Origin of the sequence: Paenibacillus sp. BR1-192 (genome assembly GCF_029542445.1) — a bacterium.
GTDB lineage: Bacteria > Bacillota > Bacilli > Paenibacillales > Paenibacillaceae > Paenibacillus_AQ > Paenibacillus_AQ lautus_A.
The window spans coordinates 7055415-7082313 of the sequence record NZ_CP120718.1 but is presented as its reverse complement, the minus strand read 5'-3'; the positions used below and the strand labels follow the sequence as shown (position 1 = coordinate 7082313).

Sequence of the window (26899 nt, the reverse complement as noted above, 5' to 3'; positions counted from 1 at the left end):
TTTTTTATGCTATAATGGAGAATAAAGCTGTTTTCAGGGAGAGATGGATATGCCGAATATGCCGAAGGACTTGGATGTAGCGAAACGCGCCAAAGTGATTGAGTGGCTTAAAACCGAAGTAATTGATCATGTATCCCGGTTATTCAAAGCTCTATGGGAAGGCAGCACTACAAAGGTTGGAGACAGTTTGGCAAGCCTGATGATGAGCTCCTACATACTGGGCCGAAGGCTCGGCTTGACCTATCGGGATTTGGACGATCTCTTGTTGGAGAAATTGAAAAAGCATAAGCAGGAAGGACATCAGCTGGAGGATTGGTACCAGGATATTTCCGCGCTCGAAGAACATTTGCGTAAGAGGTGAACATATTGAAATTGCGCTGGACTACGGCGGTATGGAGCGTTGTATATTTGCTGCTGCTGCTGTCACTACTCACACCCTTTTCGATCGTAACGGCTTTCTTGCTGGTTCTGCCGGTTGCGATTCTGTTTACGGCTTTGAATACAAAATCATTTATCATGCATGTGGTGCCGGTGTGGCTGATTGCTCTTCTGATTCATCCCATTTATTTACTGCTTGCGATCTATTTTGCGATTCCGGGGATCGTGATGGGGTATTTATACCGGAAACGGAAGGCAGCCATGCAGGTGTTGAAGTATGGCATGGCCGTCATGCTGGTGGAACTGCTTGTCCTGCTGATGATCAGCACGGCCTTCTTCCAATTGAATCTGTCGGAATATGTGGATGAGATCGTAAAGATGACGACCGCTCCGCTCACCGAGATGGGTGTTGAAGGCGGCCTGGGCGGCCAGTTCCTTGGCACCGAACTCGATACACAACTCATTAAAGATCAAACGATGCGTTTGGTTCCGTTCGCGATGATTATCAGCTCGTTCCTTATGACGGTGGTCACTCATGCTTTGGCACGGCCCACCCTCAACAGCATGGGCTTATCCGTGCCGCGGCTGAAGCCGGCCAGAGAATGGATGCTCCCGCGTTCCCTGATCTGGTACTACCTGCTCATTTTCTTCATCAACATAGCAACCGTCAATTCGGACAATACCTTCATGAAGATGATAGTAGCCAACGCTACGCCGTTGCTGCAGATCTGCTTCATGATTCAAGCGCTGAGCTTCTTCTATTATCTGGCACACGAGCGGAAGTGGCATCCGATCGCGCCGCTTTTGACGGCCATACCGATTGTTTTGTTCCCGCCGGCAATGATTATCGGAATCCTGGATCTGGCGTTCCCACTTCGTCAGGCATTTAGTAAAAACAAAAGATAGGGTGATGAGTCATGCCTAAATTTCTGCAGAAACGCTGGCACGGCTATCATACCGTCTGGGCGTTTGCGCTGGTGCTTCTGCTTGTTATTTTTCTGTCGTTCTACAATACGATTCTGGGGCTGGTCGGGCTGCTGCTTGCGGTGGTAGGCGGCTACGCGATGCTGAAGGCGGAGATGAAGTTTCGCCGCGAGCTGGTCGATTATATCGGAGATCTGTCGTTTCGGATTCAGCGGGTCGAGGGCGAAGCGGTCAGCGTGCTGCCATTTGGCATTGTGCTGTACAGCGAGGATAAGACCGTGGAATGGCATAACCGATTCGTAGTCAATATGTTTCCCCAACAGCCGCTGGTGGGCGCTTCCTTGCAGGAGCTGTTCCCCGAGCTGGTGACAGCGCTAAAGGAAATCCAGGAGAAGAAGGATAGCAAAGAGAAGCCGCCGAAGGAAATTCGGCTGGAGATTTCCCATGAGGATAAGTATTACGGAGCCACGGTAATTCCGGATGAGCGACTCATTTATCTGGATGAGATCACCGAGCTGGCGGTGCTCAGGCAGCGGTACGAGGATGAGCGGCTGGCCTTGGGCATTATCATGATGGATAACATCGATGAGGCCTCGCAGGGAATGGATGATCAGCAGCGGACGGCACTCATTGCAAAGGTCACCAGCGAGATTACGAATTGGGCCCGGGAGTTCAACGTCTACTTACGGAGGCTCTCCTCGGACCGCTATTTGATGATGCTGAACCACAGGTCGCTCGATGCGCTGGAGAACAGCCGTTTTCTCATCCTGGACGAAGTCCGGGAGATGACCGCCGATCTGAAGGTACCGCTTACGCTGAGCGTCGGTCTTGCCTTCGGTTCAGACGATATCACGGAGCTGGGGCAGCTTGCCCAATCCAGTCTGGATATGGCACTGGGCCGGGGCGGAGATCAGGCCGCTGTCAAAGCCGGCCAAAGGCTCTCCTTCTATGGCGGTAAATCCAACGCGGTAGAGAAACGAACGCGCGTAAGAGCGCGAGTCATTTCCCATGCGCTGCGCGATTTGATGCAGGAGAGCGACAAAGTGATCATCATGGGCCACAAGCTGCCGGATATGGACGTGGTCGGCGCTGCGATCGGCATCCTGAAAGCAGCCCAAATGTATAAAGTCGAGGCTTATATCGTGATGGAGGGAATGAACCCGTCCATTTCGAGGATTATGGAAGAGGTCCGCAAGGATGAAGCCTTGATGAGCCGATTCATCTCGACCGAGCAATCGATGCAGATGATGACGGAGCACACGCTGCTCGTTGTCGTGGATACCCATAAAGCCTCCATGACGATGGAGCCGAGGCTGGTTCATCGCGCAAGCCGGGTGGTCGTGATGGATCATCACCGGCGCGGCGAAGAATTTATTAATGACGCGGTGCTGATCTATCTTGAGCCGTATGCCTCTTCAACCTGCGAGCTGGTGACGGAGGTGCTGCAGTATATTCACGACCGGGTATCCCTTACTCCGGTTGAGGCGACGGCCTTGCTGGCAGGGATTACGGTGGATACCAAGCATTTTGCCCTCCATACGGGATCGAGAACGTTCGAGGCGGCCGGGTTCCTGCGGCGTCACGGAGCGGACACCATGATGATCCAGCGGGTGCTCAAGGAAGATCTGACAGAATTTATAGCGAAGGCAGAAATCGTGAAACATGCTAAAATGGTATTTGACCATATCGCTATCGCGGTGGCGAAGAGCGGGGAGCCCATGCCGCAGCTTCTCATTGCTCAAGTGGCGGATATGCTGCTGAATATGACGGATGTGCAGGCATCCTTTGTCATTAGCGAGCGCACCGACGGCAAGATTGGCATTAGCGCCCGTTCGATGGGCAAGATGAATGTTCAGATGATTATGGAACGTCTCGGGGGAGGCGGACATTTAACGAACGCCGCAGTACAACTGGATACGACGCCTGAGAAAGCCGAGGAGAAGTTGATGGAGGTACTGAAGGACATCGAAGCGAAAGAGGGGTTATTTGAATGAAAGTCATTTTCATAAAAGATATGAAGGGCCAAGGCAAGAAAGGCGAAGTGAAGGAAGTTTCGGAAGGATATGCAACAAACTTCCTGATTCCGCGGGGAGTCGCTCGTCCGGCTACCGACGGGAACATGAAAACGCTGGAGCAGCAGCAGGCCTCCGAGGAGAAGCGCAAGGCGCAGGAGAAGGAAGAGGCGCAGGCGCTCGGCAAGAAGCTGGAAGAGATGACGGTGGTCCTGAAAGCCAAAGCTGGAGAGGGCGGACGTCTGTTCGGCGCCATTACCAGCAAACAAATTGCGGAAGCATTGGCAGGACAGAAGATCAAAATCGACAAACGCAAAATTGAGCTTAGCGATCCGATCCGCAGCCTGGGCGTTACCCAGGTTCCGGTGAAGCTGCATCCTGACGTCAAGGCGACGCTCAAGGTTCAAATTACGGAGGAGTAATATGGGAGGAGAACTCTATTTCGATCGGGTCCCCCCGCAGAACCTTGAGGCAGAGCAGGCCGTACTGGGTGCCATTCTGCTGCAGAGTGAAGCGCTGATCACGGCGATGGAGCGGGTGCAGGCTGAGGACTTCTACGATAAATCACATCAGATGATCTATGAAGTCATGGTGCAGCTCGGGGAAGGCAATCAACCGATCGATCTGGTGACCCTTACATCTCTTCTGCAAGATAAAGGACAGCTGGAAGAGATCGGTGGAGTCAGCTATTTAGCGAAGCTGGCTCATGCCGTCCCGACGGCTGCGAACGTGGATTATTACGCCCAAATCATCGAAGAGAAATCGATGCTGCGGCGTTTGATCCGAACGGCAACCCAGATTGTCAGTGAAGGCTATACCGGAGGAGAAGATGTATCCGGTATGCTCAGCGAGGCGGAGCGCCGCATACTCGAGATCTCCAATCGACGCACGGGCAGCGGGTTTATTGCGATCCGCGACGTGCTGATGGAAGTCTTCGAGAAGGTGGAGGTCCTTCATCAGAACCGGGGGAATACGACAGGGATTCCTTCCGGCTTTGTGGATCTGGACAAAATGACAAGCGGATTCCAGCGCAACGACTTGATTATCGTGGCGGCTCGTCCTTCCGTAGGTAAAACGGCCTTCGCACTGAATATCGCCCAGAACGTGGCCATTCGCGCCAAAGAAACGGTAGCCATCTTCAGTCTGGAGATGTCCGCGCCGCAGCTCGTTCAGCGTATGATCTGTGCCGAGGCAAACCTCGATGCGGGCGTGATGCGGAATGGCGATTTCAAAGGCGACGAAGATTGGTCCAAGCTAACGATGGGCATCGCCGCTTTATCCGAGGCGGAGATTTACATTGATGATACACCTGGCGTCACGGTAGCCGATATCCGTGCGAAATGCCGCCGTTTGAAAAAGAGAGAAGGGGCTCGGCATGATTCTGATCGATTACCTCCAGCTCATTCATGGGCGCGGCAAGCCCGGAGAGAACCGGCAGCAGGAGGTATCCGAGATCTCGCGTACGCTCAAACAAATTGCCCGTGAGCTCGAAGTGCCGGTCATCGCGCTGTCACAGCTCAGCCGGGGCGTGGAGCAGCGTCAGGACAAGCGTCCGATGATGAGTGACCTGCGGGAATCCGGTTCGATCGAGCAGGATGCCGATATCGTTGCGTTCTTATACCGGGATGATTATTACAATCAGGAAACCGAGAAGAAGAATATCATCGAGATCATCATTGCCAAACAGCGTAATGGTCCGGTAGGCACAGTGGAATTGGTCTTCCTGAAGAACTTTAATAAATTCGTCAATTACGAGCGAACGCATGCCGATGCCTTTGCCGCCGGGTAGCGACGGTATTCACCCTTAGTCGGGCTTTCATGTTTGCTTAATGAAACAGGAAGCTTCTAAACTAAAGTTCGGAGATCGGGCCAATACCTGCCGCTCGCTGTAAGTATAGGGCATTTCTTAAGATATCAAGTATACACTTCGAAGCTTGGGCCTTCCTGATATCGCAAGAAAAACTTTCTCTAACCGCGGTCTGTCTTCTGAGAAAGTACGTCGACAGTCGTTTTTCTTATGGCAGTTCCCCGAATAATACGGTTATCCATCTATAATCTCGTCCTAATTCCGAACAATCGTACACACTGATGTGCGATTGTTCGTTTTTGTATTTGACTTTAAAAATGGGGACTGTTACACTGGTATTGCTGCTTTAGTGCAGTGAGGTTGAACTTTAATCAGCATGCAGAGATTTATTTCATCAGTGTTACGCGAAATCATAAGGGTGTAACAGCCCGGGCGGAGGAATGAATATGTCAACGGTAGTCGTTGTGGGAACACAATGGGGAGATGAAGGGAAAGGGAAAATCACGGATTATTTGGCGGAAAGCGCCGACGTGGTAGCCCGTTACCAAGGCGGCAACAATGCCGGCCACACCATTCTGATTGACGGTAAAAAATTCAAGCTTAGCTTGATTCCATCCGGAGTATTCTATAAAGACAAAACCTGTGTAATCGGTAACGGTATGGTCGTTAACCCGGCTGCACTCATTGAAGAGATTAATTATATTCATGATAACGGGTTCAGCACAGACAACCTGGTAATCAGCGATCGTGCTCATGTTATCATGCCTTATCATATGGTATTGGATGCTCTGGAAGAGGACCGCAAAGGTCCGAACAAAATCGGTACAACGCGCAAGGGGATCGGCCCTTGCTACATGGATAAAGCGGCACGCAACGGCATCCGGATCGCAGATCTGATGGATGCGGAAGAGTTCGAATTGAAGCTTCGCCATCTGGTGAAGGAGAAGAACCAAGTGATTACCCAGGTGTACGGCGGGGAAGCGCTTGATGTTGAAGAGATCCTGACGCAATACCTGGAGTACGCCGAAGTTATTCGTAAATATGTGCGCGACACCTCCGTTGTCTTGAATGATGCCATCGATGAGAATCAAAAGGTATTGTTCGAAGGCGCGCAGGGCGTCATGCTGGATATCGACCAAGGGACGTACCCGTTTGTTACGTCTTCGAATCCTTCTGCAGGCGGCGTCTGCATCGGTTCCGGCGTAGGGCCGTCGAAGATTCAACAAGTCATCGGCGTGGCCAAATCCTATACGACGCGTGTAGGAGACGGACCATTCCCAACGGAGCTGGATAATGAAATCGGCGAATATATCCGTGAAAAAGGACATGAGTACGGCACGGTAACCGGGCGTGCTCGTCGCGTAGGCTGGTTCGACAGCGTAGTTGTGCGCCATGCCCGTCGCGTAAGCGGAATTACCGGCCTGTCCCTGAACTCGCTGGACGTGCTCAGCGGACTGGAGACCGTGAAGATTTGTACCGCATATAAATTCCGCGGTGAGGAGATTACGCACTACCCGGCCAGCTTGAAAATGCTAGCCGAGTGCGAAGCCATCTATGAAGAGCTGCCAGGCTGGAGCGAAGACATAACCGGCGCGAAGACGCTGGAGGATCTGCCTGAGAACACTCGCCGTTATGTTGAGCGGGTATCCGAGCTGACCGGCATTCCGATTGCCATCTTCTCCGTCGGCCGCAACCGGGAGCAGACGAATCAAGTGCTGCCGATTTATGAGAAGTAATCAAGCGTTGGACCAAGAATAGAGAGAGTGAAAGTTCAACTTTAAGTTATGTGAAATACACCCGCCGAAGATAGGGGTCGGCGGGCTTTTTTATGGCTGTAGGAGATCCGGGATAGGAGATGGCTTTCGAGCATACCATAGCTGTTCAATAGGTAGAAGAATTTGTCCCTTCAGCTAAAGAATATTATCCCCTAGTCATCCGCCCATCCACCCTATAATGGAGATAGACATAGAGGGCAGCACGCTGATCATTTGGAATTGGGGCTAAAAACAGCGGATGAATGCAGTCAGATCCATGTAGGGGGGACAGAAGCCATACGAACCTTCGAATAGACGTATGGCCTTCTTGAGCGCTGGACAAGGCACACGGCGGTCCAGCATAGTAAAAAACCGGATTCATCGACTAGGTTGCCTAGGGATGAATCCGGTTTTTGTCATGCTACAACACAATCGGCTGCGTCCGTTCGGACAGCTTGCCGTCCTCGATATAGACGACCCGGTCACATAGATCCAGCATGCGCTTGTCATGCGTGACCATGATGGCAGCTTTCCGGCGCAGCTTCACTTCATCGGCGAGCATTTGAACGACCGTCCGGCCGCGCTCGGAATCCAGACTTGCCGTCGGCTCGTCTGCCAATATGAGCTCCGGATCGTTCATCCATGCCCGGGCAATGGCAACCCGCTGCCGTTCGCCGCCGGACAGGCTCTCGGGATACCGAGACTTGCGATGCGACAAGCCCAGCCGGTGAAGCAGATCATCTGCCCGCCGATGCGGCTCCTGGCCGTGCTGGTTAGCCAGCTTGGCCATCAAGAGCAGCTGATCGCGGACCGTCAGATACGGAATGAGATTGGAAGATTGAAAGACAAATCCGATATGGCGCAGCCGCAGCTGATTCATTTGTTTGGCGGGGAGCCGGGTGACCTCCTGATCGCCCATCCATATTCGTCCCCGGGTAGGGGATAGCAGTGCCCCGGCAATGGAGAGAAAGGTGCTTTTGCCCGAACCGGAAGGTCCGACCACCGCGACAAATTCCCCACCCTTGATATCCAGTGAAATGTTGTCCAGTACTTTAGCTGAGGTGTCCCCGTCACCGAATTCTTTGCTTACCTGATCCATCAACAGCTTGGATGATGTCATTATGCAGCCCTCCCGATAGCTTCGATTGCATCGATCTTGATGACCCGATATAGCGATAATAGCGATCCCATCAGGGAAACCGCCAGGAACAGCAAGGAACAGAGCAGAACGACCGAAGGCGTTAACGAAAACGGCACGATCCCGGACAACAGGAGCGAAACCCCGTACGTCAAGCCGATGCTGATCGCAAGACTGACGATGGTGAGGGTCAGGACCTGAAAGATCAGACTCCTCACCAGATAGCCGGTCCCCGCGCCGATGGCTTTCAGGACTCCGAACTGATTCATTTTCTGAATCGTCATGACGTAGAAGAACACGGCCAGCACGAAGGCTGCAATCACAAACAGGAACACAATCATCATGATGAGAGAACCCTGCTCCTCCTGAAAACCGGGAATCCCCTGCAGGGCTTCCTCTTTCGTGATCATCTCGATGCCGGATACGTCCCGGACCAAGGCTTCCTTCTGCTCCGGAGTTCCATTCCAAGCGATGGCATTATAGATAGGCGCTGGCTTCGACGGGTTTGGCTGAAGCGCCTTCCACCCCTCAAAGTTCATGTGAATGACCGGGGCATGACTGAAGGATTGTCCCTCCGTAAAGGCAGCAATCGTAAACGTGGCGCCTGTAGCCTGATCCACGATCCGGTCGCCCAGCCGGTACCCGTCCTCTTTCAAGGAGCGGTCGGCCATCACAAGGTCGGCATCCGTATTGCTAATCATGGTGCCTTCAACGACTCGGGGTGCCAGCATGCTCTCCACATCAATGGCAAAAAAAGCCGCATCGAATTTGGCTGCGGAGCCTTCCTTGGTCAAGGTGTTCATGTGTACTCCGAGCGGAGTGGCCGGGTTTCCACCCGGGCGGCTCTGCACTTCTTTCCAGATCTCGCCGGTTAGTACGGAACGATTGATCCGATGATCGGACTCCTCCTGAAGCACCAGGTAGTCGGCTTTCATATTTTGTATGGAAGAGGCGTTATCGGAGGAAAGCCCCTGGGCCAATCCCGTGACGAACAGGACGAGCCAGGCAATCAGTACCATAATGAAGCCAATCAGCAGATAGCGCAGCTTCGCATGTTGAAGTTCACGCAGTGCAAGAAACATGTTTCTCATCTCCATTCCTGATCATTAAGCAGCACATCCCTCGGTTATTAATCTCTGCGGGATATGCCCCAAGTATAGGAATGGAATATGAACAGAGCATGAACTTGAGATTAGGCTGCATTATACGTTAGGAAGGATCACGGTGAAGGTGGCTCCCTTTCCAGGCTGACTCGTGACCTCAATACGTCCGCCATGCAGTTCGACAATTTTCTGGGTAATGGATAAACCCAATCCGCTGCTGCCCTCGGAGCGGTCACGGGCCTCATCCACGCGGTAGAACCGGTTGAAGATGTGGGGCAGGTGCTCCTGCGGAATGCCAATGCCCGTATCGGAGATCTCGATGCGGCATTGTTTGTTGTGTTCGATCACACGCAGGGAGATGGCGCCCTCAGGTGCGGTGAATTTAATGCTGTTGGTGATGAGGTTCGTCCATACCTGATGCAGCAGCTGCTGATCGCCGTAAACATAGGTCGGCGGCAGCGACATATCGATGGTCAAATCTTTGCTGCGCCAGTTCCATTCGGTGTGGAGCAGCACTTGCTTGATTTGCTCGGCCACGTCGAAGGTGGATTTATCGAGAATGTTCTCTTCCTTATCCAGGGACGCCAGCATAAGCAGCTGTTTGCTGAGCTGTGACATCCGGCGGCTCTCCGCCTCAATGATCGATAAGTAATGCTGCTGCTGTTCCTCGGACAAGCGCTTGGTTTGCAGCGTCTGCGAGAAACCCTGAATGGAGGCCAGCGGCGACTGGATTTCATGCGAGACATTGGATACAAACTCCTGGCGCATCTGCTCTAATTGCGCTAGTCCTTTGGCCATCTGGGAAAAATGGTCCGCAAGCTGCCCCAGCTCGTCACGCCGGGTAACGTTCAGCTTAATGTCATATTGGCCCTGCGCCACGCTCTGGGTGGCCTCGGTTAACTTCACGATCGGTTTCACGATATAGCGCGTAATAATGCCGACAAGCAGGATGCTCAGCAGGATGGCAATGACCATAATGATGGAGAAGAAGATACGCATCTCCCCGAACTGGACGGTAATATCGGGCCTGAGGAAGAGTGCGTGAGGGCTGCCTTCTACCTGTATGGGGATGCCGATGGAGTTGCTTAGGACATTGTCGAAAAAGCCGGTAATGAACAGCTCCGACGGAAACTCCGCAATGCCATGGTACACCTTCCCGTTCAGCACTTGCCGCACCGTTTCGGGCGAGAGGTCCTGTTCACGGAACATGCCGCCGTAGAACCACTCCTTGCCTTGATCATTCACCAAATAGAATTGATAACCGAGCTGGCCGATGTGATGGAGATAATCATGGATGTCCGTCTCCGGGTGGCTGTCATAAAAGTCCCCGATATCCTTGGCCATGGTGGTGACCTTCTGATCGTTAAAGGGCTTGAGATTGTATTGGTAGTACAGATTAGACAGCACAAAAGCAATCAAGCTGCTGATCACCATGATGGCGATGGTGGTGAGGACGATGCGCGAATAGAGGGTTTTCACTGCGGCGCCGCCTCCAATTTATATCCTACGCCCCGAACGGTCCGTATTCGGAAATCGCCGCTTCGGTCCGCGAAGCGTTCCCGGAGTCGTTTGATATGAACGTCCACGGTCCGGTCATCTCCGTCAAAATCCGTTCCCCAGATGAGCTGAATCAGCTCCTCGCGCGAGAACGTCCGGTCCGGATAGCTCGCAAGCTGGGAGAGCAGCTTAAACTCCTTCATCGGCAGCATCAGTACTTTTCCGTGTCCCTGAACTTCGTAGCTTTTGCGGTCGATGGTCGTTTCGTTCAGACGGATTTTGTCCGCGCTGACCATTTGATATCGCCGCAGCAGGGCTTTGATTCGAAACAGGAGCTCCCTTGGTTCAAACGGCTTGGTTAAGTAATCATCCGTGCCGACGGCAAAACCTCTCTCTTTGTCTACAAGCTGATCCTTGGCGGTCAGAAGAATGACGGGTACATCATAATAACGCCGGATTTCTTCGCAGAGCTGATACCCGTCCTTGTTCGGCATCATGACATCCACGACAGCCAGGTGAACCTGTTCTTCCGCCAAAAGGGCAGAAGCTTCTTCCCCGTCAGCTGCAGTGAATACCGTGTATCCTTCGGTTTGAAGATGATATAGCAGGAGCTCTCGAATATGCGCGTCGTCATCTGCGATCAATATATGAATCATTGCTAGATTGACCTCCTTCATAAGCGTTCCAATGACTATATATGTATCATACATTCCCTGGTGCGGTCGATGGAGCGCTCTATCGCATGGAAGTAGTGTGGCCTAAAAGGAACCGAATCATGAAATATATCAGATTCGAAGTAGAAAAATTGGCGATTCCCACGATTGAAGCAATACCGAGTGGTCAATACTGGAAAAAGAAAGCAATAATCGTCATGTCATTGCAGCGTGCATGAGGAAGGAGGAGATACGGATGAAGTGGATGAAATGGCTGCTGAAAATCAGCTTGACCGCCATTCTGGTGAGCACGCTTACGATTGTGACCACGGGCATCGTCGTGAATGCCTATATTCAATCGGTGTTATCCAGCTTTAACATTCAACTGGAAGCGGAGCCAATGGGGGTGGGAGGTATTATGAAGTCGATGCTGGGCGTGGGCTCCGGCACCAAGCCGGATGCAGGCAGCGTCAATGCCGCGAAGGACAATCGCCAATTGGAAGAAGATCAGGGCGCTGCGGACGATGAACCGGAATCGGAAGCCGGCACCCAAACGAATGGAGGGGCCAAGGAGGACGAAGAGACGAGTTCAGGATCAACGGGAACGTCAGGGGAGACTTTGAACGATGAAGAAGCACCGGATAATTCCCTGCCCGTCATGGGCATGAATACGACAGAGTCTGGCGACTCCTCCCTGGAAGATCAGGAGATTGTCATGACACCGGGGGACATCGTGGACCGGAAGGACCGTTTGCCAACGGAGGAGAAGGAAGAGATTTTCGCCATGCTGATGAACAAGCTGCCCCAATCCGAAATGCAGAAGATCTCTGAGGCGATGGAGGACGGTCTGACCGCTGCGGAGCTTGCGGAGATCGAGCAGGGCATATCCAAATATTTGAATCCGGAAGAATTCGATAAACTGATCACCATGCTCAAAGAATAACGGTATGACGGGTTTCAGGCAGGCTCTGTCACCGTTTTGTCACCGACATGCAAAAGCCCCATATTGGAAAATATCAGGAAACCCGCGCGGGACGCGGGTTTTTTCGCTATTTTCGTAAACTTGAAATGATTGTAAAGGCTATGTTAAAGTATACGAAGATCGAAAAGGTTAAAATTTTGATACCTTTTGACAGGTTGTGTCACATTCAATGCTAAGTCAGCAAGTTCAGATGAACGAATAACGGATTCTTACATATGGACAAGGCTTAAAGGAGAGAGACATGAAAGGTTCTAAGGGGAAACGGTGGATGGACAGCATCTTGCGCAAGCAAGCGGCCGATCAGTCTACCCTCAATCACAACTCAAATCAGGAGTCCCCGATGTCGTCGAATCCGCCAAAGCGGGGGTGGACATCACCGCGCAGATGGATTTGGATGTCGGCAGGGGTATTGCTCATAGCAGGATCGATATATACCGGCGGAAAAGCTTACGTGAATGCGAATACAATTCCGTTCTATCATGTGTATGTCGATGGGAAATCGATCGGTACCATTCAAGAAGATGCCCAGCTTGACCAGCTGCTGAAAGCGAAGCAAAAGGAATATCAGGAGAAGTACCCTGATGTGCCCATGGTGCTTCATACCGACGGCATCACCACGAAGGCCGACCGTTCCTATAAACCGGTCGTGAACAGCGAGGAGACGCTTCATAAGCTGGATGGCATGCTGAAAGCATATGCCCGCGGCGTGGAGCTGAAGGTGGATGGCAAGACGGTGGCGATCGTGAAGGATCAACAGACGGCCAAGGCTGCCGTCGAAGCGGCTAAGCTGAAGTTCGCTCCGGCTGCTGCGCAGAGGGAGAAGACGCAGAGAGTCGCTTTCACGAAAACGTCCGCATCGGCATCGAGCAAGAAGAAGGATGACGCAAGCGGGCTCGAGTCCGTGGACATCAAGGAGAAGATTTCGCTTGCCAACACGAAGGCTGACCCGAACAAGGTGCTGGACGTGGAAGAAGCGGTCAAGGTGCTGACCGGCACGAAGGACAAGCCGGTGGTGTACACGGTGAAAGAGGGAGATACGATTTCCTCGATCGCACAGCATTTTGGCATGAAGTCTGCCGACGTCATGGCGCTCAATCCCGGGCTCGAAGAGAAATACGTTCAGATCGGGGCCGAGCTGCAGGTGACGAAGCCGGAAGCGCCGCTGACGGTCAGAACGGTGGAGACGGTGTCGGTGAAGCAGCCGAGCAAACCAGAGACGATTGTTCGCAAGAGCAGCGAGCTCCCGCTGGGCAAGCGGAAGGTCGTCCGTCCCGGACGGGACGGCGTGAAGACGGTGGATTACATCGTGACCAAAGAGAACGGCAAGGTTATCTCCAAGCAGTGGACAGGCCAACAGGTGGTTCAGGAATCCCTGCCGGAAGTGGTGTACAAAGGAACCAAGGTAGCACCGAAGAAAAAAGCGGCAGCGGTGACCCAGAAGTCCAGCGGCAGCATGTTCGCTTGGCCGGTGAGCGGGGCGCGCATTACAAGCTCCTTCGGACATCGGTGGGGAAGAAGCCATGAGGGCATTGATATGGTTGGCGGAAGCACCATTATGGCAGCGGCCTCCGGAAGAGTGGTCTTCGCGGGTCAGCAGAGCGGTTACGGCAACGTCGTCATTGTCGATCACGGCAATGGATATCGCACGCTGTATGGGCATATGAGCAAGATTTCCGTCGGCAACGGCCAGTCTGTTGGACAAGGCTCCAAGCTGGGCGTCATGGGTAATACGGGCCGTTCCACCGGGACGCATCTACATTTCGAAGTGCAAAAAAATGGAGTTGCCCAAAATCCGATGAAATATCTGTAGTTCTGTGTTATACTAGGTAAACCAATGCGACATAAGCCATTATTGGTTCATATATCATAATAGTGAAGATGGCCGCTCCTTAACGGGGGCGGCCATCTTTGCGTCTTGCAGGCGGTGATTTGGGGATGTGGGGCAGAACGGGAAAATAGTCTGCAGTGGTGTCGCAAGCGGTATCCTCCTCCGTCGCTGTTGAATTCGGAAAATAGGAATGCCGCTTATGATGAGATTTTCCGAATCCAAAGGCGATCGCTGCCGCTCTCCGAATGACACCGCATGCTGCGGTAGAGGGTATTTCCCTTATCTGTCGGATCCATCCCCGTGTACTCCAGCTAAGCTGCGAAGCGGATGGCCGCCCCCTGAATCGGGGCGGCCGTAGGGGAGGCGGTGTGAGTGGGGCAGAACGGGAAAATAGTCTGCAGTGGTGTCGCAAGCGGTATCCTCCTCCGTCGCTGTTGAATTCGGAAAATAGGAATGCCGCTTATGATGAGATTTTCCGAATCCAAAGGCGATCGCTGCCGCTCTCCGAATGGCGGACCAGTGGGTGTGTAGCGGCGGCAGGTGTGGTAAAATGGAAAGAAGACCGTTTAAGTGTGAGTTCAAAAAGGGACTTTTTGAACATCCTCTTTAAGAAGGTATGAGGTGAACAGGAAGATGCAGGGAACCATTCTGGTGGTGGATGACGAACAGCCCATCGCCGATATTTTAAAGTTTAACTTGGAAAAAGAGGGCTATGAGGTCATCTGCGCCTTTGACGGCATCAGCGCCGTGGAGATTGCGCTCACGCAGCGGCCGGATTTGATGCTGCTTGATTTGATGCTGCCCGGCAAAGACGGAATGGACGTGTGCCGCGAGGTACGTGCCGCTAACCTGCAGATCCCGATCATCATGCTGACGGCGAAGGACGGAGAGATCGACAAGGTGCTTGGGCTTGAGCTCGGGGCGGATGATTACGTGACGAAGCCGTTCAGCACGAGAGAAATACTCGCACGCGTGAAGGCGCATCTGCGACGTCAGCAGAAGCCGGACAACTCGGCGGATAACACAGGCGGCACAAGTGCAGGCGGACAAGGCCTGCGGCTGTTTGAGCTGTTTATTGATACGGACATGTACATGGTATATAAAAGCGGGGAAGCGCTCGATCTGACGCACCGCGAATATGAATTGGTTTATTATTTGGCCCGTAATGCCGGCAAAGTGATGACTCGGGAACATTTGCTGCAGGCGGTATGGGGCTTTGAATACTTTGGCGATGTGCGAACCGTGGACGTGACGATCCGCCGGCTTCGCGAGAAGATTGAAGAGAATCCGAGCAAACCGGAATATATCCTGACTCGGCGCGGACTGGGCTACCTGATGCGCAGCGCGAAAAACGGAGGCCTGTAATGAAGTGGCTGTCCTTCTTCCGCACCATCCAGGCGAAGGTCATCATCATTTATGTCCTTCTCATTCTGATCGCGATGCAGCTGATCGGGGTGTATTTTGTGAGTGCGATGAAGAACTCGCTGACCAGCAACTTCACGAAGGACTTGCAGGAACGCGCCGAACTGATGTCGGTTTTGGCGGCCAAAACCCTTGGCGGCGAGAACGATACCGAGGAGGATCCGATCGAGAGCCTGCGCGTCATGGTGAACAATCTGTTCAACCTGAACGGCGCCGAGATCCAGGTGCTGGATTCCACCGGGCGGGTACTGACTACCTCGCTGCCCTCCCATGCCGATTATGTGAGCACCAAGAACACGCAGACGGTTGTCAGTCGGGCCTTGCAGGGAATACAGGATAATGAAGAGTACATCATCGACGATGATAATATCCGCAAAAAAGTGGTGGCCAAGCCCGTCATGTACAACGAGAAAATCGTCGGCGCGATATATATCGTAGCCAGCATGAGCGAGCTGTACAGCACGATGCAGCGGATCAACAATATTTTTATATCGGGCATTCTCTTGGCCCTCGGCTTGACCGCGGTGCTCGGCGTCATCCTGTCGCATACGATTACTCATCCGATCAAGGAGCTGACCAAGCACGCGCGGGCCGTCGCGGATGGCCGGTTTACCGAGAAAACGCCGGTATTCGGCAGCGATGAGATCGGCCAGCTCAGCCAGGCGTTCAACTATATGACCAGCCGTCTGCGCGAAGCTCTCTCGCAGAACGAAGAAGAGAAGGAGAAGCTTGCTTCAATCCTGACGAATATGAGCGACGGCGTGATCGCAACCGATGAGGCAGGGCGTGTCATCCTGATGAACCGGCGCGCCGGCGAAATGCTGGGCGTGGAGGGGGAAGAACTGGCAGGACACGATATCGTGTCTCTGCTGGGCCTGGAAGAATCCGAATCCGAAGCCTTGGCGCGCGGCGAAGGCCATGATTCGAAGCTGCTTGAGATTACGCCGCGCGAGGGCAGCGAGCCGTTCATGATGCGTGTGACCTTCACGCCGATTCACCGGCGGGAGATCGGCATCACGGGTACGATTGCCGTGCTGCAGGACGTCACCGAGCAGGAGAAGCTGGAGGCATCCCGACGGGAGTTCGTGGCGAATGTATCCCATGAGCTGCGCACGCCGCTGACCACCATCAAGAGTTATACCGAGGCGCTGGAGGATGGCGCACTGGAGGATAAACAGATGGGGCCGAGATTCGTCGGCGTCATCCAAAATGAGACCGGCCGGATGATCCGGCTGGTGACGGACCTGCTGCATTTGTCCCGGCTGGATTCCAAGGAGGCCGCTCTGCATAAGGAGCGGACGGACATCGTGGAAATGCTGGAGGACGTAGAGGACCGATTCTCTTTCCAAATGAAGCAAAAGCATATTCGCACCATTATCGAAGTGAAGCCGGGCGTATCCACGGCGATGCTGGACCGGGACGGCATTGACCAGGTTCTCGATAACCTGATATCCAACGCCCTTAAATATACGCCGGACGGAGGCACCATCACCATGGATGCAAGCATAACGGAGGAAGGCATGTTATCCTTATCCGTTAAGGATACCGGGATCGGTATTCCGAAGAAGGATCTGGACCGGATCTTTGAGCGCTTCTATCGGGTGGATAAAGCACGGACGCGCAATTTAGGCGGAACGGGCCTCGGTCTGTCCATTGCCCGGGAAATTGTCAGGGCACATGGAGGTTTCATTACGCTTCAATCCGAATTGGAGAAGGGCACCACGGTGACCTTTACCTTGCCCCTGGACGATGAGGGGAGGGTGTTAGCGTGAAGGAACGATTGAAAACCGTGCTGCTGGTCCTGTTGGTCGTTGGCAGCTTGGTACAGAGTTATGTGTTGATTTTCCGTTTTCCGGGCAGCGACTCGGTTGTGCAATCGAAGGACGCCTATATCCGAACCGAGGAGATGGGGCCGGAAGAGAAGCCCGAGAATCTGCTCTTTCCCGACAAAATGGTCATTCATCTGGGCGAAGACAAGCATACGGTGTTCTATCCGAACGATACGTTCTATAATCTCGTGTATAACCGGCTTAAAGGCCGGACCTTTGATAATTTCCAGCGGCGGATGGTCAGCAACATCGATTGGGCCAAGGTTCGTTCCGAGAATCGAGGCATTGAGCTGAGCTTTGATTCAGGCATTCCGGTAACGCTGCTCCAGAGAGTGATGCAAATCGTCCCGGATACCCTGTTTGAAGGGGAAAGCATCAACAAAATGTGGCTGTACAGCGTGGAAGGCGAAGCGAAGATCCATGTCATGTTTTTCAGTACGGAGGGCGATGTCGTCTATGAAGCCGCCCAGGCGGATTTGACCGTACAGGACGTGGATCAGCTGGTGGACTTCGGGCTGAGCTGGACGCCGTATAAGATGGTGGAAGGCCGGTATTATACTCCGGAGAAGGAGCTGAATATGGTCAGCATTGAGCTGCCGATCGGGGAATATACGGTTGATCAAATGCAGCGCAGCCTGTTTTTTGACCCAAGCATCACCCGCAACATTCGGGAAAAAGACGGCTCCGAGATTTATACGGACAGTAAGCGGAGCCTCCAGGTAGACCAGGGACAGAAATGGATCAGCTATACCGATCCGGCTGCGCCGCCATCCGGAGAGAGCAGTCCCGGCAAGGATGTGCTGTCCGCCATCGATTTCGTGAATCAGCACGGGGGCTGGAACGGCACATACAGGCTGGCTAAAGCGGGTGAATCCGAGGATCGGACGCTGGTGAAATTCCAGCAATACTACGGCGGATTTCCGATCCTGAATACGCCAGGCTTCCAATATGGCGTCATGGAATTGGACTTGCAGCAGGGAACGGTAACCTCCTATGAGCGCTCGCTGTTATATCTCGAGCCGGCCTCTTTGAAGAAACAGATGGTAAAGCTTACGGGAGGCGAGGCCTTGGAAGCGAAGCTGAAGCCTTACGAGGAGAGTGTGGTTACAGGTCTGGATCCCGCCTATTTACCGGTGCTGACGGGAGAAGGGCTGCTGCTGAAGCCGGTATGGGCTTTAAAGCTCCAGAACGGCTCGGTTGTCATACTCGAGTAATCATACGGGGTACATTGAATCACAAGGAGGGATATTCATGGATTGGGGCCGTGCCAAAAATGTTCTGATTTACGCGTTTTTGCTGCTGAATCTGGTACTGGGCTATCAGCTCTGGATGGATTACCGCGAGCAGGTCGGCTCCAATCTGGATTTCACCTCGCTTTCCGAGAGCACCCAGCAGGTGATGGAGGAGAATGGGATTCAATTGCTGAGTCCGATCCCGACGGAAACGCCGCAGCTGCCCAAAATTAATTATATCTACAGCGCGGAAGCCCAGGGCGAGCCGGTAGGACTGGAGCAGCCGGTGGACACGAAGCTGATTTATGCCGATGAGAAGGAATTGCGCAATGCGCTGGAAGGCAAGATTGCGGATCTCGGGAACTATCGCCATGACGAGCCGTCGGACAAGGAGAATGTCTTCATATTCCGGCCGTTGGTGCAGAAGGAATGGCCGCTGTTTAACGTGGAGTTGGAGTTTATCCATGAAGCCCAGAAGATTCATGCGTTTCGCGAACCCGTGTTTGAGATTCTGCCAAGCAGCGATATGGAGGAACAGAAGGTTCTGCCTGCATCGAAGGCTTTGGAAACCCTTATCGAACGTAATTTCATCCCGCCTGATTCGGCGGTACGCGATATTCAGCTTGGTTATTATGGGCAGTTGTTTAATACAGAGGATCAGTTGGCAGCACCGACCTGGCGGTTTACGCTGGATCATGGCGAGATGATCTATGTGCAGGGCATCAGCGGGGATGTGCTGACGCCAAAAAGCGATACGACAAAGGAGTAACAAGACTATGGGGATTTCATTTTCCGTGCTGTCGAGCGGCTCAACGGGCAATGCGACCATTGTCCGCAATGAGGATACGACACTGCTGATCGATGCGGGCCTAAGTGCAAGGCGCATCGATGAGCTGTTGAAGGAACGCGAAATGATGGGAGAAGAAATCGACGGAATTCTGGTCACGCATGAGCATTCGGATCATATCCGGGGGCTTGGCGCGGTGGCGCGCAAATACAATCTGCCGATCTATGCGAATGAGAAAACGTGGGAAGCGATGAGCAAGTCGCTGGGCAAGATTGCGGAAGAGAACCGGATTGTGCTGGAGAGTCATGAGGTCAAGGATTTTGGCACGCTGCGGGTGGAGCCGTTTGAAATATCCCATGACGCTGCGGCACCGGTCGGTTACTGCTTCTATGACGGCGACGAGAAGCTGGGCGTTGCCACGGACCTCGGTTATGTCAGCGACAAGGTGAAGAAAGCGCTGGATGGATCGGATGTGCTGGTGCTGGAAGCCAATCACGATATCGAGATGCTCCGGATGGGACGGTATCCGTGGAATACCAAGCGCCGGATTCTCGGCGATATGGGGCATTTGTCGAATAATTCGGCAGGCGATGCGTTAAGCGAATTGCTGACGGGCGATACCAAACGGACGTATCTGGCCCATCTTAGCCTGGATCATAACATGATGGACCTGGCAAGAATGACCGTACGCGATACGATGGAAGACCGCGGCTGCTTCTTCAAGGACAGCGAGTTTAAATTGTGCGATACGTATTATGACCGTCCGACCCCTTGGGATAAAGTCGGGGAATAGTTTAGTGAGACAGCTTGCCTTGGACGAATTCAGCATTCATAACATGGATATCTTAAAATAGGCATGAGCAAAACAGCCCCATGATGACGTGGGGCTGTTTTTGCTGTTGCGGACGGACGCATCACATGCTGAGAAACGGCTCGTCTCTAACGCTTGCTGAGGCTTTCTTGCGCCATACGAACCATTTCCCGAACCATGGCACCGCCGATGGCACCGCCGACTTTACCCGCCTGTTCGGTGGTCAGGTCTCTGTTGTCGCCGGGTTTCAGCGGTACGCCGAGTGATTTGGCCACCTCATATTTGAGGTCCTGCTGCCGCTGCGGGTCGACTTGATAGCCTTCGTTTCGCATCACGTTAGTCATGAACTGCTGCATTTCGGGACTCCGGTGCCGCCGTGACCTTCTTGCCATCCTTAACCCTCCTTGCATATGGTTTCCCCTTCATAACATTCCCTGCGGGCAACCTGCAGATGAATGGATAACCTAACCAGTGCCAGAAAGCGGAGAAGCAGGTCGAAATCCTATGGCTTAAGCAGGCAATGTGCTTTTTTGATAGGCCAAACAGGGCAGACGAGCCTTGTCTGCAGGCATACTGCAGAGGGGACGGGGAAGTATTTTTGCAGCGGAGAGCTTAGGAAAGAATAAGTGACGGTGAATCCAAATAGGAATGATGTGTGGGTCGCCGGAGAGATGTAGCGCGGTACTCCGAAATGAACATATTTGGCCTGGAAGACCAACCGTGTTGCCATTTTCTTAACACATTTGTTCGGTATAGTCTTTAAAGGGGGAATGCACGAATCAAGGGCTGCCGCTGCCAGGATTGCGGGAATGCCGGAAGAAGGGGTCATGGAATATCCTCGAAAAATGGAACCTTTTGGCTGTCTGTCTCGTATACAAGGGTATTGTGTTCACCTGGACAATCGCTATGAATCGAATGTAAAATCTCTCGTTACACAGACTCTTAAAATTGCCATCAATTTAGCATTTGTTTTTACCAAAGAAAGCTGACGTGAACCTGTGTTCGTGTGGTACAATAGGAGCACCGGAAGGTCTGAGGGCTGTGGTTAAGCACCTGCAACGAACTAGAGGACAGGGTGCTTGTATACGCCAAATGAAGCCAACCCAGGTATTCCCATCTTTTTTAGAAAAAAACGGATGTTTCGCGCTTAAAACGCCCTGTTTGTGGTAATAGAAGGATACAGGGTCTTTTTTGAACGGTCGGGTGTCAATACATACCTTTTCTGGAACTAGATTTCTGGCTGTGGGTTCAAATATTGGATAAGGAGCGATATTTCACTAAAAGTTCAAAGACAGAGCTCAAAAATGCAACTTTTTGAGCCGCAGAAGAGTCATACAATAGAGAGATATTTAACAGGTGGCACGCTGCCGATTCATAGAAAGATAGATACATGCGGTGCAAGGCGGTTGTTATGACGACAAGATGATTTTAGTAGGTCAGTCGGTAATGGCGGTAGGTCTGAAGCTGGTAAAGTATCTTGACGCGTAGCAACCAAGGGGAGAGAGGGATCGCAATGGGATTGTTTGACGATGATTTCTATTCAACTAAAATTTCCAGACGGAGCAAAAATACCAGCGAGGACCGATCTGAGCGAACGAAGTGGCGGTCCACCCGCCGCAGGAAGGGTTTATCCACATTCCAGATTTCCGCGATCAGTTCCGTGTGCAGCGCCTTGATTGCGGTGATGCTGTTCAGCTTCATTACAGGTCATCCTGCGACGTCGTCACCGATTACCATGATCAATGGCAGTCATCAGCTGTCCACGTCGGATGGCGATCCATATGAACGGATTATTAGCGCTGCCCAGAAGGTGCGTCCTGCGGTTGTCAGCGTATTGACGCACAAAGAGACTCCGCTGCCTGAAGAGGAAGGGATCGAGGGTGAAGGTCTGGAAGAGGAATCCGGCACGCTGCCTGAGGATGAGGGCGACTTTGAGCTTCCGGAAGGGTTCGACTTCGGCGATGATTTTGATTTCGGCGAAGATTTCGGCGGCTCGCAAGAGGATGCCCTTGGATCTGGCGTCATCTTCAAGAAACTCGAGGGCAAAGCCTTCGTGATTACGAATAACCATGTGGTGGAAGGCGCCGATTCCCTGGAGGTTGTGCTGGTAGGCGGCGAGAAGAAAAAAGCGACCTTGGTCGGCACGGACAACGTCAGCGATATTGCCGTTCTGTCAATTGACAGCAAAGGCATCGGCGAGGTTGCCGAATTTGGAGACTCCTCCAAGCTTCGTCTCGGCGAAACGGTCATCGCTATCGGTAACCCGCTGGGTTTGGGCGATACGCTGACCTCCGGGATTGTCAGCTATACCAACCGCATCATTCCGGTATCCCTGAACCAGGACGGCATTTACGACTGGGAGCAGGAGGTCATCCAGACCGACGCAGCCATTAACGAGGGCAACAGCGGAGGCGCTTTGGTGGACCTGAACGGTAAAGTCATCGGCATCAACACGATGAAGATTGCCGACACCGGCGTCGAAGGACTCGGGTTCGCGATTCCGGTCAACGAAATTACGGAGGTCGTAACCGAGCTGATGCTGAAGGGGCATATTGCCCGCCCTTATCTCGGCGTATACACCGTCGACTTGAGCAATCCGTATGCTCCGCTGAGCAAGAAGGAGAAGGAGGATCTCAAGCTGCCGAAGACGGTAACCGAAGGCGTGGTCGTGCTGGATGCGCTTGGCCCTGCGCTGGATGCCGGTCTGCAGCTGAACGACGTGATCGTGAAGCTGGATGGCAAACCGATTACAACGACGCTCGAGCTCCGCAAGCACCTGTACTACAACACGAAGGTGGGCGGAGACCTGAACGTGACCTTCTATCGTGACGGCAAGCTGCAGTCGCTGAAGGTCAAGCTGGAAGAGAAGCCTGGAGAATAACGCAGGCTGTCTTGGCGGACGATTTTGCACAGCAAGTGTGCAAATTCCCGCAAAGATGTGTTTGTTCGGTGTTTATTGAAACAAATAGCGGGTATATATTATCGTTAGCATGGAATAGTATCCATATATAGAGAGATTGAAAAAGGTTAGATACGAGCCGTTGAAACGGCCGCGAAAGAAGAGCGTGTTTCACGCTCTTTTTTTGCTGCTCACACCTGTATTCAAGTTGTGCGGAAGGCCTTGGATGTGAAATCCATGGATGGATCGGAAGCTTTTGTGGGTTGAAATACAGCGGGGATGGGCAATTGGGTTAAAAACATTTCTTTTTCTCGTAGAGTGTGGTAGAACAGAAGAGTGGCTATACTGGTTTGAAGGTAAACACAACATGAGGCGAAAGATAGAAAGGATGCATAGAATGTACGTCGTATGCAAGGAACATGTGGAACTAGCGATCGAAAATTTCGTGGATGAATATGAGGATGCCCCGGATATTGTTGATCTGAAGGAGACCGAGTTTTCGGACTGGGACCCACCGGTGAAGTGCGCGGAGTGCGAGAAGCATGCTGAATTTTTAATTGTGTAATGTGAATTTTTTAATTCAATAAATAATGCGAATGGGAAAGCGTGATGAATTCACGCTTTTTTTGTTTAAGAGAATCATGAAGGGAATCGAAGAAACGCAGCTTCGGTGGACAGTCCTGCGTAGTGTATGATGAATGTATAGATTGCACGGAGGCGCGAAAACCTATCGTGAATGGAGACGATCAGACATGGATGACTACGGAAAAGCTTGGGAGGAAGAGATCAAGAGGGCAGCCGATGAGGCCTACGAGAAGGAAATGGATGAAATCAACCGCCAGTTGAAGCAGGAAATCCTCATTGCGCTGATTGGCGACGTGAATACGGGCAAGTCTTCCACCATGAACCGGATCGTGGGCGAAGAGGTGGCCGGCGTCGGGGCAGAGCCTGGGGAAACGACGGAAATTCATCCGCACAAGTACAAGGACCATATATCCTTTATCGATACACCCGGATTGAATGATGTGAACACCGCCAATTCGGAGGTGACCTTGAATTACTATAAACAGGCGGATATCGTGCTGTTCTTTCTGAACGCTGCAGGCACCGTCTTCTCGGAGGCGGAGAAGAAGTCGTTTCAGAAAATTCAAGGCGTTAACTCGAACATCCTTATCGTGCTGAACAAAATCGACGCCGCGGATGAAATCGATCGCCTGGTGGCGCGTGTGCGGAAGGAGACCGGAGGGCGCTATGAGGTTGTGCCGGTGTCCTCACGGACGGGCCAGAACATCGATCGGCTGCGGAGCAGCATTCTGGAGATACTTAAAAAAAAGTCTAAAGACATCCTCTTTGCCAAAAGCATCAAGGAAAAGTCGGCGACCGCCAACGGGTGGATCATCGGTGCCTCGATCTCGGCGGGAGCGGTAGGCGCATCCCCCATCCCGGGGTCGGATATCATTCCGATTACCGGCATTCAAGTGAGTCTGCTTACCCGGCTTGCGGTTCTGTACAATAAGCCGATCAGCAAGGAGACGGCGAAGGAGCTCGTCATTGCCACGATATTCGGGAATATCGGGAAGAGCATTTTCCGGCAGATCGTGAAGGTGTTCCCTGGCGCGGGATCGGTCGCCGGAGCGACGGTAGCGGGTGCTACGACCTTGGCGCTGGGATATGCAGTGAAATACGCTTACGAGCACAACATCGAGATCAATACGGCGAATATTACAAAGCTCTATAAGAAATTCAGAGAGAAGGCCGAGACGGAACCGGATTCGGAATCCAAGTCCGAGTCGAAGTAAGCAAGTCGATGTCGAAATGCATACCACGTTAAAAGGATGGAATAGAAAAAGGGGCCTTCGGCCCCTGATCATAGCTGCGTCATAGCAGCGATATTACTTCATGGCAGCCGCATGATCGGCTTTGGCCTGCTCCAGCATCGATTTCCAATCCGGGAAATCGGTTTCTCTGGAGACATGACGGTCAAACAGTTCGTCCGGAATGTTATCGATATCTTCGTGCGTTTCCACTTGGAAGTTGCCTTTTACGACAAAATCCCCAAAGCTGTTGTGGGATGAATGCTTACGCATAAACGATTCATTGAACAGCTTTTCCAGAGAGATGTTATCCGGATCCTCCTGTACCGATTTTTGGCCTTGCAATTCCTTCAGCAGATCATCAAACGACATGGGCTTTTGCTTTCTCAGAGTACCACTCCTATAAATTAATATTTGTGTTCAGTATAACATAACCGGAATTCTCATATACATGGTGGGCATCCGGAAGGCTGAGCGCACCGTTATCTTCTTAACAAGGAAGACCAGGTTTGCTCCAGCCAGCTGTCGAAGTCGGCGCCTTTGTCACCCTCGTACGTATCGTAGATGTCGATTCTCATCTTCTTCAGCTTTTCTTTGAAGTCCTCATACGTGTGGTCACGGGGAAGGCTTTTTTTGATGCGCAGGAGCACCTTCGAAACGTCTTTCATCAGCTCGCCTTTGCGTCCTTCGGGCATTTGCACGTCCTCGCCAAAGGCCAGGAGTTTATGATAGGCAGCCTCCCGTACTTGGTGAACCGCATCCGTATTCAGTCTATGCAGCAAAATATCGATGGATTTTTGATTTTTCCATTTTCCCAGCTCTTCAACGGCGCTTAAGCGTTCTCTCCAATTGGCGTTTCGGTTGGCGGAGCTTTTCAATTCCTCATAATTCGACGGCATGTCCGTCAAAACTTCTTGATTGTCCAATCCGTTCATCTCCTTCATTAGGTTGTATCAGGGGTTCTTAAAACCATATGTTCATTATGGGGTACCTCTATGATTATCGGCGTCCGCTGTATTGTCCGCCTGCTTGGTCCCTTTACTGGTATAAGGTTTGGGTTTACTCTTGGCTCTTCTTGCGCTTGCATCCCATCGGCTCCAGCCTTTCTTGCCCGTGCCTCTGCCTGTTCCGCCCTTGCCCTTGGATTTACTCAACCCATCACTCCGTTACGGTATATTCTTGTTCCTATATGCTGATTCTTTACCAGCCCTGTTGAAATATACACCGTATTTGTCCATTTGTATAGGATACCACGGAAATAAACCTAAGAATCGAAATAGATCGAGATGGAATCCAACATTCATATGGAGGAAAGGCGTATCCGTTGACTAATTTTTGCCAGCATGGTATCTTATTTTTGAACTGACCAGTCAGAACAAGAGCAGTGAACTAAATTTAGCCGTGAAAGGGCCGACCCTATTGTGAGCAAAGAAAAAATTATCCAAGCAGCCATTGAAGTATTCTCCGAGAACGGATACCACCGCGCAAGCATGGACGAGATTGCCGCCCGCGCCCAGGTTGCCAAGGGGACGCTGTACTACAACTTCCCGGGCAAATCCCAGCTCTTCAAGACGGTGGTGAAGCAGGGCCTTGAGGATATCATGCAGCGGACGGAAGCGGATCTGAATTCCTCGCTGCCGATGAAGGAGAAGATTGAGCGGACGATTCGCCATCATTTGGATTTGTTTCTTGAATCCCGACATTTCTCGCATATCGTATTCAATGAGATTTCGAACGGTATCGAGCAGGATGTCCTGGATGAGTTAAAGGAGCTTAAGAGGAATTATTTAAGCTTTTTGGCAAGCATGATTGAAGAAGGACAGTGTGAGGAGAACCTGTGCCGTGCCGTGGATCCCAACCTGGCCGCTGCCAGCATCGTCGGTACGCTGGAGAGCACTTGCAATTACTACTTGAATCATCAAGATCGGTATTCGCGTGAGGATCTGGAGCGGTTTGCATTCACGATGATTACCCAAGGCCTGTTTATATCGCTTGAATAAGCAAGGCCTTCTTTTTTTACATGCCTATA

The 26899-nt window shown here is 52.2% G+C and carries 24 protein-coding genes and 1 pseudogene; 17 read left to right on the top strand and 8 right to left on the bottom strand.

The window, feature by feature from the left end; all coding sequences use genetic code 11:
* The first annotated feature begins 58 nt into the window (after window positions 1–58).
* The 6 genes and pseudogenes from P0X86_RS32515 (at window position 59) to P0X86_RS32490 (ending at window position 6857) form a co-directional block, all read left to right on the top strand.
* The gene (locus tag P0X86_RS32515) at window positions 59–361 is read left to right on the top strand and encodes a MazG-like family protein (protein WP_175320760.1); all 303 of its coding nucleotides are present in this window, start codon (window positions 59–61) and stop codon (window positions 359–361) included.
* A 5-nt stretch (window positions 362–366) separates the two neighbouring features.
* The gene (locus P0X86_RS32510) at window positions 367–1284 is read left to right on the top strand and encodes a DUF2232 domain-containing protein (RefSeq protein WP_009591515.1); all 918 of its coding nucleotides are present in this window, start codon (window positions 367–369) and stop codon (window positions 1282–1284) included.
* 11 nt (window positions 1285–1295) lie between these two features.
* Entirely contained in the window at window positions 1296–3296 is a 2001-nt protein-coding gene (locus P0X86_RS32505; RefSeq protein WP_036659567.1) for a DHH family phosphoesterase, read from the top strand.
* The gene (gene rplI / locus P0X86_RS32500; RefSeq protein WP_015738107.1) at window positions 3293–3736 is read left to right on the top strand and encodes a 50S ribosomal protein L9; all 444 of its coding nucleotides are present in this window, start codon (window positions 3293–3295) and stop codon (window positions 3734–3736) included. Before P0X86_RS32505 ends, rplI begins: the two co-directional genes overlap by 4 nt.
* A gap of 1 nt (window position 3737) precedes the next feature.
* Window positions 3738–5103: pseudogene (gene dnaB, locus P0X86_RS32495) on the top strand (replicative DNA helicase).
* Window positions 5104–5567: 464 nt separating this feature from the next.
* Entirely contained in the window at window positions 5568–6857 is a 1290-nt protein-coding gene (locus P0X86_RS32490; protein ID WP_009591501.1) for an adenylosuccinate synthase, read from the top strand.
* A gap of 439 nt (window positions 6858–7296) precedes the next feature.
* On the opposite strand, the gene P0X86_RS32485 is transcribed toward P0X86_RS32490, so the two are convergent.
* The 4 genes from P0X86_RS32485 to P0X86_RS32470 form a co-directional block, all read right to left on the bottom strand.
* Complete coding sequence (locus tag P0X86_RS32485; RefSeq protein ID WP_096777259.1) at window positions 7297–7995, bottom strand: ABC transporter ATP-binding protein; 699 nt, start codon at window positions 7993–7995, stop codon at window positions 7297–7299.
* On the bottom strand, window positions 7995–9095 hold the full coding sequence (locus tag P0X86_RS32480; protein ID WP_277747412.1) for an ABC transporter permease: 1101 nt from the start codon (window positions 9093–9095) through the stop codon (window positions 7995–7997). Before P0X86_RS32480 ends, P0X86_RS32485 begins: the two co-directional genes overlap by 1 nt.
* A 120-nt stretch (window positions 9096–9215) precedes the next feature.
* Window positions 9216–10595, bottom strand: coding sequence for a sensor histidine kinase (locus tag P0X86_RS32475; protein ID WP_096777257.1), 1380 nt, complete (start codon window positions 10593–10595; stop codon window positions 9216–9218).
* Window positions 10592–11269, bottom strand: coding sequence for a response regulator transcription factor (locus P0X86_RS32470; RefSeq protein ID WP_277747411.1), 678 nt, complete (start codon window positions 11267–11269; stop codon window positions 10592–10594). Before P0X86_RS32470 ends, P0X86_RS32475 begins: the two co-directional genes overlap by 4 nt.
* Before the next feature lie 253 nt (window positions 11270–11522).
* On the opposite strand from P0X86_RS32470, the gene P0X86_RS32465 reads away from it, so the two are divergent.
* From P0X86_RS32465 to P0X86_RS32435, 7 genes are all read left to right on the top strand, one after another.
* A complete protein-coding gene (locus P0X86_RS32465) occupies window positions 11523–12209 on the top strand; it encodes a hypothetical protein (protein WP_277747410.1) in 687 nt (228 codons plus the stop codon).
* A 280-nt stretch (window positions 12210–12489) separates the two neighbouring features.
* On the top strand, window positions 12490–14058 hold the full coding sequence (locus P0X86_RS32460) for a peptidoglycan DD-metalloendopeptidase family protein (protein WP_213580866.1): 1569 nt from the start codon (window positions 12490–12492) through the stop codon (window positions 14056–14058).
* Window positions 14059–14709: 651 nt separating this feature from the next.
* Window positions 14710–15441 carry a response regulator YycF gene (gene yycF / locus P0X86_RS32455; RefSeq protein ID WP_009591483.1) on the top strand — a complete coding sequence of 244 codons (732 nt, stop codon included), beginning with the start codon at window positions 14710–14712 and terminating at the stop codon, window positions 15439–15441.
* Window positions 15441–17270: a cell wall metabolism sensor histidine kinase WalK gene (gene walK, locus P0X86_RS32450; RefSeq protein WP_277747409.1), complete on the top strand. Its 1830-nt coding sequence runs from the start codon at window positions 15441–15443 to the stop codon at window positions 17268–17270. The genes yycF and walK overlap by 1 nt, the downstream gene beginning before the upstream one ends.
* A complete protein-coding gene (locus P0X86_RS32445; protein WP_213580864.1) occupies window positions 17267–18541 on the top strand; it encodes a YycH family regulatory protein in 1275 nt (424 codons plus the stop codon). The genes walK and P0X86_RS32445 overlap by 4 nt, the downstream gene beginning before the upstream one ends.
* Window positions 18542–18578: 37 nt before the next feature.
* Complete coding sequence (gene yycI, locus P0X86_RS32440; RefSeq protein WP_009591504.1) at window positions 18579–19328, top strand: two-component system regulatory protein YycI; 750 nt, start codon at window positions 18579–18581, stop codon at window positions 19326–19328.
* A gap of 7 nt (window positions 19329–19335) precedes the next feature.
* On the top strand, window positions 19336–20139 hold the full coding sequence (locus P0X86_RS32435; RefSeq protein WP_009591509.1) for an MBL fold metallo-hydrolase: 804 nt from the start codon (window positions 19336–19338) through the stop codon (window positions 20137–20139).
* Window positions 20140–20285: 146 nt separating this feature from the next.
* Here the strand turns inward: P0X86_RS32435 and P0X86_RS32430 are convergent, their stop codons facing one another.
* A complete protein-coding gene (locus tag P0X86_RS32430; RefSeq protein WP_277747408.1) occupies window positions 20286–20549 on the bottom strand; it encodes an alpha/beta-type small acid-soluble spore protein in 264 nt (87 codons plus the stop codon).
* A gap of 1121 nt (window positions 20550–21670) precedes the next feature.
* Between P0X86_RS32430 and P0X86_RS32425 the strand changes: the two genes are divergently transcribed.
* The 3 genes from P0X86_RS32425 to P0X86_RS32415 all read left to right on the top strand — a co-directional run bounded on the left by P0X86_RS32425 (window position 21671) and on the right by P0X86_RS32415 (window position 24855).
* Window positions 21671–23038, top strand: coding sequence for a S1C family serine protease (locus P0X86_RS32425; protein ID WP_015738095.1), 1368 nt, complete (start codon window positions 21671–21673; stop codon window positions 23036–23038).
* A gap of 415 nt (window positions 23039–23453) precedes the next feature.
* On the top strand, window positions 23454–23621 hold the full coding sequence (locus P0X86_RS32420; protein WP_007129186.1) for a CxxH/CxxC protein: 168 nt from the start codon (window positions 23454–23456) through the stop codon (window positions 23619–23621).
* A gap of 187 nt (window positions 23622–23808) precedes the next feature.
* A complete protein-coding gene (locus P0X86_RS32415) occupies window positions 23809–24855 on the top strand; it encodes a GTPase (RefSeq protein WP_277747407.1) in 1047 nt (348 codons plus the stop codon).
* A gap of 93 nt (window positions 24856–24948) precedes the next feature.
* Here the strand turns inward: P0X86_RS32415 and P0X86_RS32410 are convergent, their stop codons facing one another.
* The 3 genes from P0X86_RS32410 to P0X86_RS32400 all read right to left on the bottom strand — a co-directional run bounded on the left by P0X86_RS32410 (window position 24949) and on the right by P0X86_RS32400 (window position 26024).
* Window positions 24949–25242, bottom strand: a complete 294-nt coding sequence (locus P0X86_RS32410) for a hypothetical protein (RefSeq protein ID WP_090909598.1) — start codon at window positions 25240–25242, stop codon at window positions 24949–24951.
* A gap of 110 nt (window positions 25243–25352) precedes the next feature.
* A complete protein-coding gene (locus P0X86_RS32405) occupies window positions 25353–25796 on the bottom strand; it encodes a HEAT repeat domain-containing protein (RefSeq protein WP_481858242.1) in 444 nt (147 codons plus the stop codon).
* Between the two features lie 54 nt (window positions 25797–25850).
* Window positions 25851–26024 (bottom strand): DUF3934 family protein, encoded by a 174-nt coding sequence (locus P0X86_RS32400; RefSeq protein ID WP_277747405.1) that lies wholly within the window; start codon window positions 26022–26024, stop codon window positions 25851–25853.
* A 267-nt stretch (window positions 26025–26291) separates the two neighbouring features.
* Here P0X86_RS32400 and P0X86_RS32395 point away from each other — a divergent pair, with 267 nt between their 5' ends.
* Window positions 26292–26870: a TetR/AcrR family transcriptional regulator gene (locus tag P0X86_RS32395; RefSeq protein WP_277747404.1), complete on the top strand. Its 579-nt coding sequence runs from the start codon at window positions 26292–26294 to the stop codon at window positions 26868–26870.
* Window positions 26871–26899 lie beyond the last annotated feature (29 nt).